Annotated in this window: 15 protein-coding genes; 7 read left to right on the plus strand and 8 right to left on the minus strand. The window is 54.5% G+C overall.

Going from position 1 to position 20,504, the window contains the following annotated elements; all coding sequences use genetic code 11:
- From nirB to ACR3EH_RS03295, 3 genes are read left to right on the plus strand one after another with little or no spacing between them, the layout of a single operon-like run.
- A complete protein-coding gene (nirB, locus tag ACR3EH_RS03285) occupies positions 1-2,436 on the plus strand; it encodes a nitrite reductase large subunit NirB (protein ID WP_171182493.1) in 2,436 nt (811 codons plus the stop codon).
- Complete coding sequence (nirD, locus tag ACR3EH_RS03290; RefSeq protein ID WP_171091868.1) at positions 2,433-2,765, plus strand: nitrite reductase small subunit NirD; 333 nt, start codon at positions 2,433-2,435, stop codon at positions 2,763-2,765. Before nirB ends, nirD begins: the two co-directional genes overlap by 4 nt.
- On the plus strand, positions 2,765-5,419 hold the full coding sequence (locus ACR3EH_RS03295; RefSeq protein ID WP_171646737.1) for a nitrate reductase: 2,655 nt from the start codon (positions 2,765-2,767) through the stop codon (positions 5,417-5,419). Before nirD ends, ACR3EH_RS03295 begins: the two co-directional genes overlap by 1 nt.
- A 307-nt stretch (positions 5,420-5,726) precedes the next feature.
- Here the strand turns inward: ACR3EH_RS03295 and ACR3EH_RS03300 are convergent, their stop codons facing one another.
- The 6 genes from ACR3EH_RS03300 to ACR3EH_RS03325 form a co-directional block, all read right to left on the minus strand.
- Positions 5,727-7,706, minus strand: coding sequence for a bifunctional 2',3'-cyclic-nucleotide 2'-phosphodiesterase/3'-nucleotidase (locus ACR3EH_RS03300; RefSeq protein ID WP_171182491.1), 1,980 nt, complete (start codon positions 7,704-7,706; stop codon positions 5,727-5,729).
- Between the two features lie 285 nt (positions 7,707-7,991).
- Positions 7,992-8,699, minus strand: a complete 708-nt coding sequence (locus tag ACR3EH_RS03305; protein WP_171675456.1) for an IS6 family transposase — start codon at positions 8,697-8,699, stop codon at positions 7,992-7,994.
- Positions 8,700-8,793: 94 nt separating this feature from the next.
- The gene (locus ACR3EH_RS03310) at positions 8,794-9,246 is read right to left on the minus strand and encodes a GNAT family N-acetyltransferase (protein ID WP_170353132.1); all 453 of its coding nucleotides are present in this window, start codon (positions 9,244-9,246) and stop codon (positions 8,794-8,796) included.
- 55 nt (positions 9,247-9,301) lie between these two features.
- Positions 9,302-11,368: an oxidoreductase gene (locus ACR3EH_RS03315; protein ID WP_171675454.1), complete on the minus strand. Its 2,067-nt coding sequence runs from the start codon at positions 11,366-11,368 to the stop codon at positions 9,302-9,304.
- Between the two features lie 75 nt (positions 11,369-11,443).
- A complete protein-coding gene (locus ACR3EH_RS03320; RefSeq protein WP_371810722.1) occupies positions 11,444-12,112 on the minus strand; it encodes a TetR/AcrR family transcriptional regulator in 669 nt (222 codons plus the stop codon).
- Positions 12,113-12,284: 172 nt separating this feature from the next.
- A complete protein-coding gene (locus ACR3EH_RS03325) occupies positions 12,285-12,614 on the minus strand; it encodes a DUF6614 family protein (protein ID WP_170463965.1) in 330 nt (109 codons plus the stop codon).
- A gap of 77 nt (positions 12,615-12,691) precedes the next feature.
- Here ACR3EH_RS03325 and ACR3EH_RS03330 point away from each other — a divergent pair, with 77 nt between their 5' ends.
- Positions 12,692-13,984 carry an NAD(P)/FAD-dependent oxidoreductase gene (locus ACR3EH_RS03330; RefSeq protein WP_170463967.1) on the plus strand — a complete coding sequence of 431 codons (1,293 nt, stop codon included), beginning with the start codon at positions 12,692-12,694 and terminating at the stop codon, positions 13,982-13,984.
- Between the two features lie 21 nt (positions 13,985-14,005).
- Here the strand turns inward: ACR3EH_RS03330 and ACR3EH_RS03335 are convergent, their stop codons facing one another.
- Both ACR3EH_RS03335 and ACR3EH_RS03340 read right to left on the minus strand, forming a co-directional pair.
- Positions 14,006-15,358, minus strand: a complete 1,353-nt coding sequence (locus tag ACR3EH_RS03335; protein ID WP_171675452.1) for an MATE family efflux transporter — start codon at positions 15,356-15,358, stop codon at positions 14,006-14,008.
- 27 nt (positions 15,359-15,385) lie between these two features.
- Positions 15,386-16,024, minus strand: a complete 639-nt coding sequence (locus ACR3EH_RS03340) for a TetR family transcriptional regulator C-terminal domain-containing protein (protein WP_171189129.1) — start codon at positions 16,022-16,024, stop codon at positions 15,386-15,388.
- A 163-nt stretch (positions 16,025-16,187) separates the two neighbouring features.
- Between ACR3EH_RS03340 and ACR3EH_RS03345 the strand changes: the two genes are divergently transcribed.
- From ACR3EH_RS03345 to ACR3EH_RS03355, 3 genes are read left to right on the plus strand one after another with little or no spacing between them, the layout of a single operon-like run.
- A complete protein-coding gene (locus ACR3EH_RS03345) occupies positions 16,188-17,801 on the plus strand; it encodes a phytoene desaturase family protein (protein WP_371810725.1) in 1,614 nt (537 codons plus the stop codon).
- Positions 17,798-19,330, plus strand: a complete 1,533-nt coding sequence (locus ACR3EH_RS03350; RefSeq protein WP_171675448.1) for a phytoene desaturase family protein — start codon at positions 17,798-17,800, stop codon at positions 19,328-19,330. Before ACR3EH_RS03345 ends, ACR3EH_RS03350 begins: the two co-directional genes overlap by 4 nt.
- The gene (locus ACR3EH_RS03355; protein WP_170463977.1) at positions 19,327-20,502 is read left to right on the plus strand and encodes an aminomethyl transferase family protein; all 1,176 of its coding nucleotides are present in this window, start codon (positions 19,327-19,329) and stop codon (positions 20,500-20,502) included. The genes ACR3EH_RS03350 and ACR3EH_RS03355 overlap by 4 nt, the downstream gene beginning before the upstream one ends.
- Positions 20,503-20,504: the final 2 nt, after the last annotated feature.

The raw sequence follows: 20,504 nt of genomic DNA on the forward strand, positions 1-20,504 counted from the left end.
ATGAAGCAAAGACTTGTAGTCATTGGCGCAGGTATGGCCTCGGGGCGGGTGCTGGAGCACCTGACCGACGCCGCGCCGGATGCGTTCGACATCACCCTGTTCAACGCCGAGCCGCGCGGGAATTACAACCGCATCATGCTCAGCCCGGTGCTGTCGGGCGAGAAAACCTATGAAGAGATCGTGACCCACGACGATGCCTGGTACGCCGCGCGGGGCATTGCCTGCCGCTTTGGTGAGAAGGTTGAGAAAATCGACCGCGAGATGAAGGTGGTCGAGGGTGCAAATGGCCACATTCCATACGACAAACTGGTTATCGCGACGGGGTCGAACCCGTTCATGATCCCTCTGCCCGGCCATAATCTGGACGGAGTGATTGCCTATCGCGATCTGGAAGACACCCAGCAGATGATGGGTATGGGCCCGAACAACAAGGTTGTCGTGATCGGCGGCGGCCTGCTGGGGCTTGAGGCCGCTGCGGGCATGGCCGCGCATGGGGTCGACGTGACCGTCGTTCACATCATGGGCCACCTGATGGAGCGTCAGCTGGACGAAGCCGCAGGGTATTTGCTGAAGAAGTCGCTGGAAGACAAAGGCATCAAGATCTGCCTGCAGGCGAACTCCAAAGAAATCCTTGGGGAAGACGGCAAGGTCCGCGCTTTGTTGCTGGATGACGGGACCGAACTGCCCTGTGATCTGCTGGTCATGGCGGTGGGCATCCGACCCAATACGGCGCTGGCGCAAGAGGCTGGTCTGGCCACCGGGCGTGGCATTCATGTGGATGACCAGATGGTGACCTCGGACCCGGATGTCTTTGCGGTTGGTGAGTGTGTCGAACATGACGGAGAGGTCTTTGGCCTTGTCGCACCGCTCTACGATCAAGCGAAAGTCGCAGCGCAGGCATTGCTGGAGGAAGACGCTGCTTTCATGCAGAAAACACTGTCGACCAAGTTGAAGGTCACCGGCTGCGATCTGTTCAGCGCTGGCGACTTCGCCGAAGGGCCAGGACGTGAGGATATCGTGTTCCGAGACCCCTCGCGCGGGGTCTACAAACGCCTTGTGATCGAAGAGGATCGTCTGGTTGGCGCCGTTATGTATGGCGACACGGCCGATGGCAGCTGGTTCTTTGGCCTGATCAAGGATGGCACCAGCATCGAAGAGATGCGAGAGACACTGATCTTCGGCCCGGCCTATCAGGGGGGCGATACCGCGGACCCTCTCTCAGCCGTTGCAGCATTGCCGCCTGAGGCGGAGATTTGCGGCTGCAACGGCGTATGCAAAGGCGAGATTGTCGAGGCGATCAACGCAGGCGCCGACGATCTGGACGCGGTTCGTGCAGGCACCAAGGCGAGTGCGTCCTGCGGCACCTGTACTGGGCTGGTGGAACAGGTGTTGCAGGTCACATTGGGTGACGACTTCCAGATGCCAACGGCGCAACCAATCTGCGGCTGCACCGATCTGACGCATGAGGATGTACGTCGTCTGATCAAGGGCCAGGAACTTAAAAGTCAGGCTGCCGTCTGGCAAGATCTTGGCTGGACGACGCCCAATGGCTGCCATGTCTGCCGTCCGGCGATCAACTATTACCTGCTGACGGATTGGCCGCTGGAGTATCAGGACGACCCGCAAAGCCGCTTTGTGAACGAACGCAAACACGCCAACATCCAGAAGGACGGCACATTTAGCGTTGTACCGCGTATGTGGGGCGGGATCACCACGCCTGACGAACTGCGCGCCATTGCAAATGCGGCGGACAAGTACGATGTGCCCACCGTCAAGGTTACTGGCGGTCAGCGGATCGATCTGCTGGGCGTCAAAGGCGAAGATCTGCCCGCCATATGGTCAGACCTGAACAAGGCCGGGCTGGTCTCTGGCCACGCCTATTCCAAAGGTCTGCGCACGGTCAAAACCTGCGTCGGCACCGATCATTGCCGGTTTGGTACACAGGACAGCACTGGGCTTGGCATCAAGCTTGAGAAAATCCTGTGGGGGTCGTGGACGCCGCACAAGCTGAAGCTGGCCGTATCCGGCTGCCCTCGAAACTGTGCCGAGGCGACGTGCAAGGACATCGGCGTGGTCTGCGTGGACTCAGGCTATCAGATCAGCATCGGCGGGGCCGCAGGCATGGACGTCAAAGAAACCGAATTGCTCTGCCAGGTTCCCACCGAAGACGAAGCAATCGAGATTGTGATGGCCGTCACGCAGGCCTATCGCGAAGGCGGTAAATATCTGGATCGCCTGTATAAATGGTTGGGTAAGGTCGGAATGGGCTGGGTCCAAGCTCAGGTTGTTGAAGACCTTGAAAACCGCGCCGCCCTGGTCGCCCGGTTCGAACTGTCGCAGAGCATCTACCGCAAAGACCCGTGGGCCGAACACGTCAAAGAAAAAGCGCGGACCTACGCGCCAATTGCAGATTTCACACTGGAGGCCGCGGAATGAGCTGGATCGACATCGGACATATCGACGAGGTTCCCTTGCGAGGGGCGCGTCTGGTCAAGACGCATATTGGCTGCATCGCAGTCTTCCGTACTGCCGAGGCGGAGGTCTTTGCCGCGACCAACAGCTGCCCGCACAAGGGCGGTCCGTTGTCTGAGGGTATCGTGCACGGGCAGTCGGTGACCTGTCCTTTGCACAATTGGGTATTTGACCTGAACACGGGCGAGGCGCAGGGCGCTGATGCTGGCCGCATCACCATCTATCCCGTGCGCCTTGAAGAGGACCGTATCCTGTTGGACGACAGCGCAGTTACCCGGCGGAGCGCCGCCTGATGGACGGAAGTGGTCTGCCCGAAGTTCGCTCGACTTGCGCCTATTGCGGGGTCGGTTGCGGTGTGCTTCTGCGACCCGATGGGGCCGGAGGCTTGACTGTTCGCGGTGATCCGGATCATCCGGCGAATTTCGGGCGTTTGTGCTCGAAAGGCTTGGCTTTGGGCGAAACAGTCGGGCTGGAACATCGGTTGCTGGCTCCTCGCGCCTTCGGCCTGGACACAAACTGGGACAAGGCGCTGCAGCTGGTCGCAGATCGGTTTTCTGCTGCAATCAAGAACCATGGACCGGACAGCGTGGCATTTTACGTCTCGGGGCAGTTGCTGACAGAGGATTACTACGTCGCCAACAAGCTGATGAAGGGTTTCATGGGGTCGGCCAACATCGACACCAATTCTCGACTGTGTATGGCGTCAACAGTGGCCGGACACAAACGCGCCTTTGGCACAGATACGGTGCCCGGGACTTATGAGGATCTGGACGAGGCTGATTTGGTTGTCTTGGTTGGCTCAAACCTTGCTTGGTGCCACCCCGTTCTCTATCAGCGCGTGATAGCCGCACGTCAGGCGCGCGGTACAAGGATTGTGGTTGTCGATCCGCGTCGAACAGCAAGCTGCGATCAAGCAGATCTTCATCTGGCGTTGCAACCTGGCAGCGACGTGGCGCTGTTTAATCGACTGCTAACCAGAATTCACCAGACGGGGCATGTGGCACCGGATTTTCTGGATCGCAGCCATGGGTACAATGAAGCCCTCGAACTCGCCCAGCTTGATGATCCTGATGAGACCGGGCTTACCCCAGATGAAATCGAAGCGTTTTGCGATCTGTGGATTGGAACCGAGCGGGTTGTTACGATTTTCAGTCAGGGCGTGAACCAGTCTTCCAGTGGTACAGATAAGGTCAACGCGATCCTGAACTGCCATCTGGCCACCGGGCGGATCGGGCGCGCAGGGATGGGTCCGTTCTCGGTCACCGGTCAGCCAAACGCCATGGGTGGTCGAGAGGTTGGCGGTCTGGCCAACATGCTCGCATGTCACTTGGATATTGAAAACGAGGCCCACAGATCAGCCGTCCGGGACTTCTGGAAAGCACCAACGATGCCGGAGGAGCAAGGGCTTAAAGCGGTGGACTTGTTTCGCGCTGTCGAACGCGGTCAGATAAAAGCACTTTGGATCATCCACACCAATCCGGCGGCCACCATGCCGGATGCCGACCGGGTGAAGTCAGCGATCGAAAGTTGTCCATTCACAGTTGTCAGCGACCTGACTGCCCGGACAGACACCGCGCGTCTCGCAGACGTATTGCTTCCAGCGGCAGGATGGGGCGAAAAATGCGGCACTGTAACCAATTCAGACCGCACGATCAGCCGACAACGCGCCGTTTTAACCCCTCCGGGACAGGCACGCGCGGATTGGGATATTTTGGCCGAGGTGGGTCGCCGCATGGGGTGGACCGAGGCATTTAGCTATAAGACCCCTGCTCAGATTTTTCGAGAATACGCTAAGATGACCTCGCTTGCCGTAGCATTTGGCAAAGACTTGGATATTACAGAATTTTCGGACATTGATGACGCGGGCTACGAAGCGCTGAGCCCGACAATGTGGCCGACGACATCCCGCAATTCGAATGGTCGTTTTTTTGGTGATGCGCAGTTTTTTCATCCTGATGGCAAAGCACGTTTTGTTCCCGTCACCCATCGTTCACCCAAAGCGGCGACTTCTGAACAATACCCGTTTCTGTTGAATACAGGACGAAACCGGGATCAGTGGCACACTATGACCCGGTCTGGGTTGTCTCCGCGTCTTTCGGCCCATTTGGCTGAACCATATGTCGAGGTTAATCCGAAAGACGTTGATCGGTTGGGTATTGGTGCCGCAGACTTGGTCGAGCTCAACAGCGCAGTCGGAAACGGCATCTTTCGACTTCGCATCACAGACACGGTCGCTCCAGGTCAAGTGTTTGCTCCCATTCATTGGACAGGTGAAACGGCACCAACAGCCCGTGTGGATGCGCTTGTTCCAAGTGTAGTTGATCCAGTCTCTGGACAACCTGAGAGCAAGGCGGCGGCTGTTTCGGTGCGACGTATGAATGCTTCGTGGTACGGCTTCGCCGTGTCTGTCGATGCGGTCTCACCTACGGCAGAATACTGGGCAATGAGCAAAACGGCCAAGGGTTACAGGATCGAGTTAGCAGGGAAGCAAGACATTGACGATTGGGAACAGAAAGCCCGAGATTGGTTTGGACTACCCGATGCCGTAGTGACCTCAATCGAAGATCCCAAACGCGGCTCGCACAGGATCGCGTTGTCTGACGGTCAGCGCCTTTTGGCAGCGCTCTTTGTCTCGCGCCAACCTATCACACTGATGCGAGATTATTTGGCAACATTGCCTGAGGTCTCATTCCATCAGATTCTGTCTGGCCGGTCATCTACTGCGTCTGAAGATTGCGGACCGATCGTCTGTTCGTGTTTCGGCGTCGGGCTAAAAACCATCATCGACGCCATTCAAGAAAAACGGTTGATCAATGTGGACGATATCGGAAATGCCCTTCAAGCTGGAACGAACTGCGGTTCATGCCGACCAGAGTTGGCTGACTTGGTCACCGAGCATTCGAAGTTGAAACGCAAAAACCCGAAGAATTGCCTTCAAGAACAATAAAGATTGGCGTGGGATCTTCGAGCAGAACTGCGGTTTGCTTTAGTTGGCGTTCTAATTAAGCATGGGTTCTGTTCATTCTATACCACATATCCAATTTAGCCTTACTTGGGGACGACGACGGCTTTGCCTTCTATTCCAGAACTCCACCCGTGTCCGAGTTTCGCGTCTGAAGTAAATGTCTCCTCTGACGAGCCGCACTGTAGCTACAGCGCCGAAATTCGCATCGCCACTACGGGCCTCGAGTCAACTGAAGCAAGCCCGCCACCTTCCTTATTTGATGGCGGGTGATATTCGCGCCCAAATTGAGTCAGAGCTTGATCCGGAAGGCTGCAAAGCCGTCAGCACCTTCTCCGGCGTCCTCGATTGTGACTCCCTTGACGTCGCCCATATAGTCTCGTGCTTTTGGGCCGGTCTCGAACAATACAGTCGTGTCCGCAAGCGGAGCAAAAGACCAGTTGGCATCTGCCTTTGGATCAATCGTTCCTTGCTCGACAATGTAGCGCACGATGACATCGCGGTTCGTATCTGGGGCTTCGAATACAATTGTGTCACCCAACGCTCCGGGGAAGGATCCACCGCCTGACGCACGATAATTGTTGGTGGCGATAATGAACTCCATGTCTTCGGTAACCGGTTCGCCGTTGTACGAAAGATTCACAACCCGCGCTGCATCCGGGTTAATCTCTTCGCCTTTGGGTCCGAAGCGCGAGGGTTGGGACAGGTCAATTTCATAGGTCACGCCATCCATGACGTCGAAGTTGTAAGATGGGAATTCCGGGTTCAGCAGGATTGCATCTTTTGAACCCGTTTCAACCTGATTGAACATTCCGGCCGACCGTTCAAGCCAGCCTCTGACTTGCGCACCATTCACGCGGACCGCGCGGACCGTATTCGGATAGAGATACAGATCGGCAACGTTTTTGATGGCAACGTCACCAACGGGAACATCGGTGTAGTATTCCGGACCGCCGCGGCCACCAGCTTTGAAAGGTGCTGCCGCAGACAGGATCGGCAGGCCTTCATGTTCGGTGCCTTTCAACATCTCTTCGACATACCACTTCTGTGCAATTGATACGATTTGGACAGACGGGTCATCCGCGACCAGCGCGAAATAGCTGTGCAGCGGGGCCGAGGTCTTACCAACAGCGCGACGCACATAGGCCAGCGTTTCGTCGTGAACTGTCGCAACCGAGTCGAGGACTCGCTGATCATCTTCGACCAAGGCGGTGATGGATCGGTCTTCGTTCCTTTGGGAAATAGGTCGCGCCTCGGATGTGGTTGTCACCACACGCCATTTATTTCCATCCCGTTCCAGCAGCAGATCCAGTACACCAAGATGCGAGCCCCAGAAGCCGCCCATGACGGCGGGCTTGCCCATCAGTGTGCCTTTTTCAACATCGATGCCGGGACGGTCCGCAAATGTTGGCGACGGAAAGACCAAATGGTTGTGACCCGTGGCAAGCGCGTCGATCCCTTCAACGCCAGCCAGCACGACCGAAGCGTTTTCCATACCGTCTTCATGGTTGGCGTCGCCAATTCCCGAATGCGACAACGCAATGATCAGGTCGCAGCCCTGTTCCTGCATCTCAGGCACATAGGCTTTGGCCGTCTCAACAATATCCCGCGCTTCGACATTGCCCTCGAGATGCTTGCGATCCCAGTTCATAATCTGCGGCGGGGTGAACCCGATCACACCAATCTTGATCGGATGCTTTGTGCCGTCACCCACTTCAATCTCTCGGTCGAGAATGGCGTAGGGTTGAACGAACGTCTTGTCCTCGCGCGGGCTTGCGCCTTTCTCCTTTGCTACGTTAGCCAGAACCACTGGGAAATCCGCACCTGCCAAAGAGGTCTCAAGAAAGTTCAACCCATAATTAAACTCGTGATTGCCCAGTGTGGCCGCATCATAACCAACTGTGTTGAATGCGGTGATTATTGGGTGGCTGTCACCTTCTTTCATACCGCGTTCATAGGCGATGTAATCACCCATCGGATTGCCTTGAAGAAAGTCTCCGTTATCAACCAAAATCGAGTTGGTCGCTTCCGCGCGGATTTCATTGATGATCGAGGCCGTACGGGACAGTCCTACCGTGTCGCGGGGCTTGTCGGCATAGTAATCATAGGGGAAGACGTGAACATGAATGTCTGTAGTTTCCATGATCCGAAGATGCGCTTGGTTGTTGGCCGCGGCAGCAGAGAAAGGATGAAGCGTAACTGCAGCAGCACTCGCAGCTGTCGTGTACAGAAACTGGCGACGCGAAAATAGCGGACGGTTAGAGAACGACATGGGGCACCTCTCAAGTGGGTTGGTCAACGCGTCTTGTTCTGGCTATTCACAACATCCGTATGACACGAGTTGCGAGAACATCTGTCGCGTTATTCATAGGCGGGTGTATTCAATACCATACCCAAATACCCGGATTTTGCTATGGTGTCGCAGGTAGTGAACTTAAGCTTCTCTTTGCTTGATCAAACTAACCCTTAAATTTCCTGAAGATACGAAGTTGAATGAAGCGGAGGGTGCTGTCAGACGAATTCGAACCAGTCTCAGTTTGCCGCGGAAACCGCGAACCTATCCGGAACAAAGCTGATGCCACTCGCTAAGAGCGGCGGCGCGGGTCAGCTTGAAGGTGTCTCGACTGGCTAGCGATCTTTCCTGGTTGAAGTGATTGTAGACGGAGGAATGGACGGAGGCGAATTTCTGTAGACTTCGCATGCGCCTGAAACGCTGCATCGCGCGTTCGCGTCGTCGAAACGGCAGGTGTGAATTCTCGGCGCGGTTGTTGAGCCACCTGCCCGTCTGTTGTTTTTCGAACGCGCCTATTTCTCTGAGCGCAGCCTTGTAGGAAGCGAAGCGATCTGTGACGACCTCCTTGGCGCAACCGTGCCGTTTCATCAATTTCCTTAGGAATTTTAGTGCTGCAGCCTTGTTTCGGCGCTTGGTGACAACGGCTTCCAGCACTTCACCTTCGTGAACTACTGCACGCCACAGATAATGTCGCTTGCCATTCACCTTTACAAAAACCTCGTCCACGTGCCACTTCCATTTCGAGAACGCGCGCAGCTGCTGCACACGCTTCCGTCGGATCTCAGCTGCAAACATTGGACCAAACCTGTTCCACCAATATCGGACGGTTTCGTGGCTCACGTCGATGCCTCGCTCGTGCAACAGATCTTCGACATTTCGAAGCGAGAGCGGGAAACGGATGTACAGCATCACCGCAAGGCGGATGACCTCGGGACTGGTTTTGAAGTACTTGAAAGAGGCAGGTTTGGTCATGGGCAAAAGCTACGCAACCGTCCTGCCTGCCTCAAGACAAGTTCTTCTGACAAGACCAGCGCTAAGACGAGTTTTTCTGGCAAGTCGCTACCAATTATTCATCTTTTTCATAAACTATAAATGGCGTTCTCTTAGCGACTTTGTCGTACAGAACTCGACCGGGATAATTAAATTCTTGAGTTGTCCAGTAGGTGGTCGGAACACCGTCCTGCTTGGCGATCTGGAAGACAGTTTCGATTAGAGCTCGACCAACACCTTTTCCTCTAACCTGCTGATCAGCGAAGAGATCCATCAAATAACAGGTATCCTCCACCGACCACATGAACCTATGGTAAAGGTAGTGCGCTAGTCCAACCGGTTTCCCTTCTAACTCAGCGATGAGGCAATTGTATTCACCTGCATCTGTTGACAACAATCTGTTGAACGAAACCTCGTAGACTTCTTCTGAGACAGAGGTCTCGTAGAAATCCAAGTATGCCGTCCATAAGCGCCGCCACTCTTCGTTGTCTTTCAATTCAAGCGGACGGATGATTAAGCCTTCCGGCATGGGTGATTTCTCCTGCGTTCCCTTGAGTGCGTACAACCGAGATCGTCCAGCGCAGTCAAATCGGCTGCTGCCGGACATCCAGACGATCATGTCTAAGTGGAATGTCCTCATCCACTGCTTCGTCCAATTCCTGCGCGTATCGATGGCCTGAATAAACCGCTGCCGCAATTATCGCCGGAGCGTCGCAATCTCCTATGCGACGAAGGCTGAACGGCAAATCCTCGGAACTCGCCCGCCCCAGCAATCCCCTGTAGAGACCATCATTTGGCTTCCGAGCAGTAACCATCACTATGTTGGCAACCGGAACATTCACATTTGGACCGCCATAGGCGCACTCCAACTCTGCGATTTCGCCATCAAATTGCTTAAGCGACTTTGACGGCAGGACCTCGACCCCTAAGCGAATCAAATGCGTTCTGATGCGCCAACGTTCGGACGTATTTCTTGCCCAGTCAGAAACACTGTCAAACGGTGTGACCAGCGTGACGGGATGTCCCTGCGTTCTGATTTTTTCAGCAACAACACTGGCCATGTAGTAGCCATCACCATCAAAAACGAGCGTTGGTCCAATGGGAAGATTCCCATCCATGATGTCATCGGGAGTAAAGACCCGACCTAAGGCTGACCCTTTTGCGACCGGGGCGAAACGTTCTTCGTCAAAATGCTCTTTTCGCCAAGTCGCGCCGGTTGCGATCGCAACGTGGTCAGCATCGACGGCCAAGATATCGTCAACTGTCAGCGGGCTTTCACGGTAGATTTCAACGTTGGGCATCTCCATCAATTGCTGCTCGCGATAATCTTTGACGCGAATGTACTCGCTCATTCCAGGCAGAGCCGCTTCGCGCGAGACCCTGCCACCCAACTCACGAGTAGCTTCCGCCAATTGGACATCATACCCACGCACGCCAAGTGCCCGTGCCGCTTCCAGTCCGGCAGCGCCTGCCCCGACAATCAAGACGCGCGCATCTGAGGATTTCTTACGAATGATTTCAGGGTGCCAGCCTTTGCGCCACTCCTCTCCCATTGTTGGGTTCTGAGTGCATCGAATAGGTACCCCTATCGAGTCACTGGCGTAACAAACATTGCATCCGATACACTCGCGGATCGCGGACAAGCGTCCTTCTTCGATCTTCTTTGGAAGGTAAGGATCAGCGATTGAGGGGCGTGCAGCCCCAATGAAATCCGTAATCCCCCGCCTGACTTGCGAGACCATGGTATCAGGTGACGTGAAGCGACCAACGGTCACGACGGGCTTATCCGTCACGGACTTGACCCAATGCATATAGGGTTCAAGAGCAGCTTCTTTAGTAAAACGGGAGACACCCATCTCAACCGAGTAATCTGCGATGTTGATATCCCACAAATCCGGAAGATCGGAGAGCATCTCAAACATCTCTCGTCGCTCACCATAGATTGGCTGGCCATCCTCGCCGATCTCTTCGTCAGCCGAGAACCGAACGGCCACGGCGCACCGGTCGCCAACGGCGTCCTTGGTTTCCTGAATCAATTCTCGGGTGAGACGCACCCTATTTTCTAAGTTGCCACCATATTCGTCACCGCGCGTATTCACGCGCGGATGCAAAAAATTCGAGATCAGGTATCCGTGCGTTGCATAGACATAGACAACGTCAAATCCAGCGTCCCGTGCCCTCAATGCGGCCTTTCGATGCCAGCGGCGTAGATCCCGGATGTCCTGCTTGTCCATTGCACGGGTCTGAAAAGGGTGCCCTTTCGTATTGGGACGGCTGTCGACGTCCATGCTCGGCAACCGGGAAAACAAGTTGTTCGAGTTGGCGCCTCCGTACCAAAGCTCAGCACCTGCCAGGCTACCGTATTCGTGTACGGCATCGGTCATAAGTGTGTGCGCCCGAACATCACTTTCATCCCAAAGCGAAGCATAAGGATGCGGTAGGTCATCAGACGACGGGTGGATCGAGTTATACTCTGTGCATATGACGCCCCACCCCCCTTGCGCCTTCACTTTTCGCATTGCAGCAAGAGTACGCGGATATTGCCAACCCATACCTGTACAGTGCGGCACCTGATAGAACCGATTTGGCGCAGTAACTGGCCCGATTTGAACCGGTTCGAAAAGGATATCGTAGCGAGGGTCCCTATCCATTTTTTGATCCTTGGTTGGCTGCGCCATGCGCTGGCTGATCTTGTCTGGAGTGTCCGGTTTGAAAGCCGCTCTGTTTCAACCACCGTTTTTGAACGCGGGCATTCGAAAGTGATCTGGGTAGATCTTGGCAAGAAAGGCGGCAATGTGATCCCGGGCAACCGAACGTTGAAAGTTCTCGGGATAGGTCAAAAGCTCCAACCAGATTCCGTCGTACAGAGATTCCAGAATATTGACGACTTGCCTTGGCGGTATGTCCTTGTATCCACCGTCTTCAGCAATCTCTGAACACAGTCTCAGTGCTACGTCGTACCGCTCCTGATCGATGTCATTGATCAGACTGCGATAGACTTCGCGCCGTCCTGCCTCTCCAAAAAACGCAAACCAAACAGCTAGCTTTTTTGGCGTGCAAATCTGAGGGTAAAAGTGCGCATCGACGATCGCCAACAATTTTTCAGGCGCTGACAATCCTGCATTGTCAAAGGCTTCCAACCACTGTTCGTGGTGTTCCTTTGCTAGAAACAGCAACGTTTCTTCCAGCAAGTTCTGCTTACTTTTGAAGTGGAAGTTGACGATGCCCAATGACAAACCTGCAATCTCGGTCACTGTGGACATGGTCGTTCCACCAATCCCGTTTTCGGCAATCGAGTCGATTGTCGCATTGATGAGTTGTTGTCTCCTCACCTCCTTGGTCTCGGTACGACGCCGTCCCTCAGGGTTTGTTTTTTCGATTGGCGATTGTCTCACCAAAATGCATCCCATCTACTAAGCACTTCTTTTGTCTTGCCTGCCCCCAACAGCCGTTCTCACTCAGCGCGTGGACGATTGACATCTAAGCGATAGATGCCATTGATTGAACGATCATTCAATGGAAAAGAGAAAATGATTTGAAAACATCCGGACGTACGCAATCGCAGATCTAGAGTTCCGACCAAAAAGTGAAAACCGGATCGTGCACCAAAGAAATAACTCTACGATGCAAAGCCCCCAAAGGCTCAACGCGGCCTTCAATGGCGGCCCAAGCCGCGTCTGCCTGCGATTGATCCCTGAACTCTACAACAGCCATAAGCGTATGGTTGCGCAGCTCGTCGGTATCGTAACCACTTGCGGGGATGCGCCTGCACAAAGGCGTACCCTCGGCGGCAAGGTCCGTCTTGATCAAGTGTTCGACAAACGCGTTCCACGCCTGCTCGAATGCATCGAGCTCGACGGTTGGTTTCAATTCGAATTGGTTCAAAAGTCTGGGCATTCGTCACATACTATCCGGCAAGTATCACGAGCCAAACCTACGTAGTTCCCCCCACAAGGCAAGCGCGAGGCCACTAGATGATCCGAAACGAAAACCCAGTCATCGCAAATAGCCTGTGGTCAGCAACAGCAGGCTATTCGTCAGAATGTCCACAATTGGTTGGCGAACAGCACTCTGACGTGACCGTGATTGGCGCCGGGTTTACCGGGCTTTCGGCAGCACTTCACCTGGCCGAGAAAGGCGTCAAAGCTGTTGTCATCGATGCGCATCATCCGGGCTGGGGAGCTTCTGGACGTAATGGCGGTCAAATCAATGTAGGCCTAAAGGACGGGCCGACGGGCATCAAAACCAAATTTGGTGACATCTGGGGAACCAGAATGATCCGAATGGCCGGTGACGCCGCCGATCTTGTGTTTGACTTAATAACTCGGCACGGGATTGAGTGCGACGCAAATCGTCCTGGCTGGCTGCGCGCGGCGCATAGTAAAAAAACACTCAGTGAACTACACAAACTAGCCGAGGATTGGGACAACCACGGCGGGGGTATGGTATCGCTTGATCAAAGCGAAATGCAGCGACTGACCGGGACCGAAGCTTACCTTGGCGGCGTTCTGGATCGCCGCGGCGGTGTTTTGCACCCGTTAAACTATGCACTTGGGCTGGCCGAAGCAGGTCGCCGCAATGGCGTGCAAATTTTCGGTGGAACGCCTGCCAAGCAGATTTTGTCAGAGGCCGGTCGCTTTCGTATTGAAACTCCCAAAGGAGCGGTTATCTCAGAAAAAGTGCTGATCTGTACGAACGCCTATTCTGGAGATCTGCATCCGCGCTTGGCTAAATCCGTTTTGCCCGTTCGCTCGGTCCAAGTCGCTACGGCGCCCCTGTCCGACAATGTCCGCCAGTCAATTCTGCCAGAAGGCAACGCTTTGTCAGACGCACGACGCCTGCTTCTGTACTTCAGGCAAGACGCGGAAGGTCGCTTTCTTATGGGAGGACGCGGTACCTACAACGACAAGTCCACTCTCAAACAAATTGAGCGGTTGAAACGCATTTCTGTTGAACTTTTCCCCCAATTATCTGGAGTTCAGTGGGAATACGAGTGGGGCGGCTTTGTTGCTTTGACTAAAGATCACTATCCGCATCTGCATGAGCTCGCACCAGGGATTGTGACAGGTTTGGGATACAATGGGCGCGGCGTTGCCATCGCCACGGCAATGGGGCGCGTCCTCGCCAAATGGGCGACTGGAACCAAATCAGACGAGCTGGAATTTCCTGTCACCCCTCTCAGACCACTGCCTTTTTCCTTCGCGAAAGAGACTCTGGTCGAAGCAGAAATCCTGCGCCTGAAACTCTTAGACAAGTTGGGCCTTTAGAAGGCCCGCAAACAGCGCCGCCTAGCGGTTTTGGGAGAAGAAGCGATAGGTCAACGCGATAGCGGCCAATGAGAGACCTGAGCCGTATCCGATCCAAACTCCGTTGGGACCGAACCCAAGCCAAAAGCCCAGCGCATATCCAAGCGGCAAAGCAAAAACCCAATAGGCAATCAGGGTAATGGCGACAGGAACATGATTGTCCATCATGCCCCGAAATGCGCCTAGCATTGTCCCTTGCACACCATCTGCAATCTGCATTGCTGCAATCACAAGGAACATTGATATCGCAAGAGAAACGACCTCTGGGTCATCTGAAAGGCTATTTGCCAAAGGGGCACGGCCAAACACAATACCAGTGACGACCACGGTCATCCAACCAACGACGACCAACAGCGACGCTAAAACGATCGGATTCAACCTTTCTCTTTCATCGGCACCAATTGCTTGAGCTACGCGTATAGAAATCGCAATCGAAACGCCTAGTGGCACCATGTAAATGACGTCGCTGACTGCCGAAACGATTTGATGGGCGGCGAGCGCGGCGGCGCTGAACCAACCAAGCATAAGGCCGGCAACTGCGTAAGCGGCCCCCTCCCCCAAATAGCCAACGGAGATAATGAATCCTTCTTTGAGCTGCGCTTTGACCTCGGACCTGTCGAAACTCGCGGACCTCAGAAGGCCTCTCTTACTTTTCCACACTCGCAAAATCACGAGCGCTATGATCAACGGCACTATCTGAGACAACAGACTTGCCATCCCGGCGCCGAGGAGACCCAGACCCGGCCAGCCACCAACTCCGTGGATCAAAACATAATTTGAAGGGATGTTGAAACCGACCGCAAGAAACGCAAGACCAACGCCAATCCACGGATGGTTCATGGCGTCAAAGAGAGCCTTAAGCGTGTAGAAAACCGTGAAGGGCACCAAAAGAAGGCTCATCGCGATCCAGTACCCGCCTATTAGACTGACCACTTCAGGCGGCTGCCCAATCCAAGAGAGAGCAGGCTTAAGGCAGATCATTGCAACAGCGCCAACTGCCCCCACGACTAAGGAAACAAAAATTCCGGCGCTTGTTGCTGCTGCCAGCCCTTGGTCACTTGTTTTCCCAAAAGCTTCTGCCATGCGCACACCAATTGCGGACACAAAGCCGTAGAGCGCTGAATAGAAAATGATCAGCACCGAGGCCGTAATTGAGACCGCCGCCAGAGGAAGTGTGCCCAACGGGGCCACCATCACTGTGTCAACGACACCAATCAAAGCAGCAGCAGCAAGAGAAATGACTATCGGAAGAGCAAGCCGCGCAAGGTAACGCGCCTCTTTTAAGATCGCACCCCAGGATGGCCGAGGCTGCTGCGATATCCGCACTCGCGTCATATTGCTGGGCCTTTCAGTCGAAATTGACTAAGCCGTATCTCCAAGTAATTCTGGAACCAAACGAACAAGGCATCCCCAGGCAGCTTGCTCCGCCTGCTTTCGGCTCAGGCCTTCCGGAGCGAGATGCAATCGTTGCCAATAGCCATCTGTTAATGTCTCCATCCATTCAGCCATTTGATCTGCTGAAGTAACGTCGTCTGCTGAGAGCAATTCTTTCCAGATCAACCTCAAGGTCTCTCTTCGACGTGTCTCAAAATGCTCGGCAACTTCATCATACTGCAGTTGAAATCGAAGCTCGCCCCAGAATGCATACCAAAGGGGTAAGACATCCGGACCACACGCATCAGGGTGGAAGTCAGCTTTTATCAAAGCCCTTATCTTTTCGGCGGGCTTGTCCCCTGCTCGCTCTAAAGAAGCTGTCCAGTGCTTCTCGTAACGCTGGTACAGGTCACGCAAAGTTTCGGTCAGAAGACCTAGCTTTGATTTGAAATAAAATGCCGCAACACCCTGAGAAAGCTCTGCCTCAGACGCGACTGTTGCAAGCGTCGTTTTTGCCAATCCATGGGTCAATATTGAGCGGCAAGCTGCGTCCAGCAGCTGCCGGCGACGACGATCTGCGTTCTCCTTCCTCTCTTTGCGAGGACGTTTCCGCTCAGCTTCGACCAATTGTCGCTCCTCCTACGAATGCAGCCATCTACAGCGCGCAAAAAAGATGCGTCAATAGCTTGAAATTTATTTGAGCGCTCAAATAAACTTTACGAACGCGCACCCGATCTGTAAACGGGAGAGAAGGGGATGGAGAAATTTGACGGTTGAGAACAGATACGATGTGATTGTGGCCGGCGCTGGTCACAACGGATTAACCGCTGCAGCCTATTTGGCGCGCGCTGGCATGCGTGTTTTGGTGGTCGAAAAGAACGACTGGATCGGTGGCGCCGCAGTCAGCCGGTCGCTACACGAGGGCTGGACATACTCGAATTGCTCATACGTTTGCTCTCTTTTGCGGCGCGAGATTGCCAGGGACCTTGAGCTACCAAAATACGGACTTCAGGTAATTCCGTATGAAGGCGGCGCGAGCTTTACGCGCGATGGGGATTACTTCGCCTACTATTCCGATCACAACGCACTGAAGCGTGAGATGGCACGTCATTCCGCAAAAGATGCCGACGCCTATCGCCGCTATTCGCGAGCCATCATGCGGCAATGCCGTTTTGTCCGTCCGTTTTTACTTCGGGACGCACCGGACCCCGCTTCTCTCCATCCGCGCGATCTCGGCGAACTGGCGTACCTCGTAAAAAAAGCACATGGTTTGGGCAGTCGGGAGCTTGGTGAAACGCTGAAATTCTGGACAATGTCCATTGGTGACTTTCTGGATGAGCATTTCGAAAACGACTTGATTAAGGCCCATTTGGCAGGCTCAGGCATTATCGGCACCGGCCTCGGAGTGTACTCACCCGGAACGGCATATGTGCTGCTGCACCACTACATGGGTGACATTGACGGCGGCATCGGAGCATGGGGCTTCGCGCGTGGAGGGATGGGTGCAATTTCGAATGCCATTGCTGCCTCTTTCAAGGATCACGGCGGTACTATCCACACAGGTTCGGGGATTGAGAAAATCCTCAGCAAAGACGGACGCGTTGAAGGCGTAGCTTTGGAGGACGGCAAGGTTTTTCATGCCCCTGTCGTTGCCTCCAATATGGATATCAAACGCACAATTCTGCACCATTTAGATATGGCCGAGTTGCCGGATGATTTCACCAAGGCGGTGCGAAACTTCAAAATTCGGGGGTCCTCGGCAAAGCTCAATATTGCGCTTGACCGCTTTCCAAATTTCCCTGCAGCACCCGAGCACACCAGCTTCCTCAGGGGTGATTTACATGTGTCGCAGAGCCTCTTTGAACTTGAAAAGGCCTATGATGATTGGAAAGTCGGACGCTGGTCGGAAAAGCCTTATATCGACATGCTCATCCCAAGCCAGATTGATCCGACTATGGCGCCGACAGGTGCCCACATGATGACGGTTTTCGTCCAATATGCGCCGTATGACTTAGTAGTCGACGGCGTTAGATCTGCCGAGAATTGGGACGACAAACAGCGCAACGCGATGGCAGAAACTGTACTCGACCAGATGTCTGTGGCGTGTCCCGACATTCGCGAGCGCGTTGTTCATATGGAAGTTCGTTCACCATTGGAAATTGAGCGCGAGGTCGGTCTGACAGAGGGCAACATTTTCCAAGGCGAACTAACTTTTGATCAGCTTTTCTTCAATCGGCCCGTCCCGGGTTGGTCGCAGTACAATTTACCCATCAAGGGGCTTTATCTGTGCGGGTCGTCCGCCCATCCCGGCGGTGGGGTTATGGGGGCCCCAGGTGCAAACGCTGCCCGCGCTATTCTCAGGAAAGAAACACGGCATGGCCGAATGAAGGGGTATGCCGCATGAGCCAATTTGATGCGATTGTCATTGGCGGCGGTGTAAACGGCCTGATTGCCGGAACACTCCTTGGTCGACGCGGCAAGAATGTCTGTATCATTGAGAAATCCGACAGGTTCGGCGGCATGGCGTCTTATTCTGTGGACGGCGGTCCGACCCTTGCACATTCGCTATACAACCTGAGCCCGCGGGCATTGGGTGACATCGGCATAGGTATTCAACACCCTGTCCTGTCCAGCAAACCCGTCTCCACGGTCTCTCTGTCTGAGGATGGGCGGCACATCGTCTTCAAGAACGACGGCGTGTATTGGAGCGACGGGACAAAACACCGGGAATCAGATGCCTGGTCTGATCTGACACGCCAGCTGATTACATATGGAGACCTTTTGCGCCAACTCGCCGAGGCTCCACCTCCCGGGGGGCAAAAGGCCATCCTTTCCCGGGGTGCGCTCAACGAGTTCTTGCGCCTGGCGAAACTGGGCATAGGCCTGAAAAAGCTGGGCAAATCTGAAATGCGGCGTTTCCTGCAGGTCGTCTTATCTAATGTCCACGACATTATCCTAGATGACCTGTCGGAAGGACCGGTGGCTGGAATGCTTGCTGCTGATGCAATCTGGGGGACAGCCACTGGTCCAAGATCTCCGGGCACTGTGTTCAATCTGATCTATCGTTTGGGTCACGGAGGGACCATCACTCAACCAGCAGGCGGGATGTGCGCGTTAACCGATTTGATGGTGGAAGCTGCGCAAAAGGCAGGTTGCCTGCTGATGCCGGACACTGAAGTATCCCGCATTCTGTTGGACAACGATGCAGTCTCCGGAGTGGAAACCACCGATGGACGAACCATTGCCGCGCCTAATGTGCTCAGCAGCCTTGCCCCGAAACTAACAAGCCGAATGACCGGTCCCTCTGCCTTTGACATCGAAACGATGCGGCGAGTGCGAAATATACGGGCGCGTGGAACAACGGCTAAGGTCAATCTACGGCTCAAGGATAGCTCCGCCCTGCCTAGCCTGAGTGACGAATTGGCACACGAACGTCTGATCTATGCTCCTTCTGTGGAATACGTCGAAGCTGCGTTCAATCCGGCTAAGTATGGTCAAATGTCCAAAGCACCTGTGATTGAAGCTTTCAAAATGCAGACAGCCGACGGGGCAAGCTGGCTGTCAACCATAGTGCAATATGCGCCATCTGACCTTGAAGGCGGCTGGACTGAGACTGCAAAGGAACAGCTTGCGGAAATTGCAGTCGAAACTCTTAGCCGCGCCCTGCCCGGCTTGGGTGATCAAATTGCAGGTAAGCAGGTCATAACACCGGATAAAATCGAAAGCGCAACCGGAGCGCCCGGCGGGCACTGGCACCATGCAGAAATGTCTTTGGACCAGCTCCTGACACTTCGGCCCACGAACGGGATGTCCAGATACTCCATGGGGCCGAAAGGGCTGTTCCAATGCGGTGCAGCAACGCATCCCGGTGGCGACGTCATGGGCCTCGCTGGTCGCAATGCGGCCCTGGCGGCGCTGGAGGCTCAGCCATGAGCATCTTTACCGATCCAAAACTCGGTTTGATACCCGGGCCATTTCACAAAAAACTCGAAGAGCAAAATCGCGCACAAAATTGGTACGATTGGGCCGGTTATGCTGCCCCGGGTGTGCTGGACAGTGTCGAGTTCGAGTACTTCGCGCTGCGAAATCAGGCCTCTTTGTTTGATATCTCACCAATGCACAAGTACCGATTGACCGGGCCGGACACGACCGCGATGCTCAATCGCCTCGTGACACGGGACGTCCGAAAAATCAGCGTTGGTCGCGTGGGGTACGCGGTCTGGTGTGATGAAGAGGGTATGGTAATCGATGACGGGACTCTTTTCCATCTTGGCGACAACGATTGGCGCCTTTGTTGTCAGGAACAAATGCTGACATGGCTACTCGACGCTGCATGGGGTTTTGACGTTTCAGTCGTCGACGAAACTCACAGTGTTGCTGGACTTTCGCTGCAAGGGCCGACCTCTTATGCAGTTTTGGAAGCCGCTGGTTTAGATGTCAGCAAGCTGAAGCCATTCGATCTCGCTCAAATTGAACACAGTCTCATGATCTCGCGGACGGGTTTTACCGGTGACTTAGGTTACGAGCTCTGGTGCGACTGGGACAAGGCAGAAGCGCTTTGGGACAGAATTTGGAAAGGTGGCACACATCAGGGACTGCGCGCCATTGGATACGAAGCTGTAAACTTGGCCCGCATCGAAGCCGGTTTTCTGACCGCAGGTGTGGATTTTCAACCGGTTCATGCGACCGAACGGTTGCACCGAGGCCAAACACCCTTCGAACTTGGTCTGGGTCGGCTCGTCGATTTCAACAAAGGACATTTCAATGGCCGGCGAGAGCTGCTGTCCAAGCGAGAGAATCCAAGAAGCCTCCTCCTACGTTTCGATGTCGAAGGATTCAAACCCTCGGAAGGGTCGTTGATCTACAATCGACGCAAAAAAGAAGTTGGGCACATAACATCCGGGATATGGTCGCCGACCGCCAAGCGCAGCATTGCGTTGGCCCATGTCCGTATGCCGGATGCTGGCCGGTCATCTGGCTTAAAGGCCGAGATCTACACTCTGCAAGAAGGCAAATGGCGCACCAGGATGGCGCGCCTCACTCCTGTCACCAAAGCCTTCTTCGCACCGCCCCGCGCACGAGCTACGCCACCGGCCCGCACCTAAAG

The sequence above is a fragment of the Ruegeria sp. BG7 genome (assembly GCF_056535685.1).

Excerpts from the sequence above, each read along its gene's own strand:
- ACR3EH_RS03335 (WP_171675452.1), bottom strand. The coding sequence starts at position 15,358 with ATGACGCGAGTGCGGATATCGCAGCAGCCTCGGCCATCCTGGGGTGCG.
- ACR3EH_RS03295 (WP_171646737.1), top strand. The coding sequence starts at position 2,765 with ATGGACGGAAGTGGTCTGCCCGAAGTTCGCTCGACTTGCGCCTATTGC.
- ACR3EH_RS03315 (WP_171675454.1), bottom strand. The coding sequence starts at position 11,368 with ATGGATAGGGACCCTCGCTACGATATCCTTTTCGAACCGGTTCAAATC.
- ACR3EH_RS03310 (WP_170353132.1), bottom strand. The coding sequence starts at position 9,246 with ATGCCGGAAGGCTTAATCATCCGTCCGCTTGAATTGAAAGACAACGAA.
- ACR3EH_RS03300 (WP_171182491.1), bottom strand. The coding sequence starts at position 7,706 with ATGTCGTTCTCTAACCGTCCGCTATTTTCGCGTCGCCAGTTTCTGTAC.
- ACR3EH_RS03305 (WP_171675456.1), bottom strand. The coding sequence starts at position 8,699 with ATGACCAAACCTGCCTCTTTCAAGTACTTCAAAACCAGTCCCGAGGTC.
- ACR3EH_RS03325 (WP_170463965.1), bottom strand. The coding sequence starts at position 12,614 with ATGCCCAGACTTTTGAACCAATTCGAATTGAAACCAACCGTCGAGCTC.
- nirD (WP_171091868.1), top strand. The coding sequence starts at position 2,433 with ATGAGCTGGATCGACATCGGACATATCGACGAGGTTCCCTTGCGAGGG.
- ACR3EH_RS03330 (WP_170463967.1), top strand. The coding sequence starts at position 12,692 with ATGATCCGAAACGAAAACCCAGTCATCGCAAATAGCCTGTGGTCAGCA.
- ACR3EH_RS03355 (WP_170463977.1), top strand. The coding sequence starts at position 19,327 with ATGAGCATCTTTACCGATCCAAAACTCGGTTTGATACCCGGGCCATTT.
- nirB (WP_171182493.1), top strand. The coding sequence starts at position 1 with ATGAAGCAAAGACTTGTAGTCATTGGCGCAGGTATGGCCTCGGGGCGG.
- ACR3EH_RS03350 (WP_171675448.1), top strand. The coding sequence starts at position 17,798 with ATGAGCCAATTTGATGCGATTGTCATTGGCGGCGGTGTAAACGGCCTG.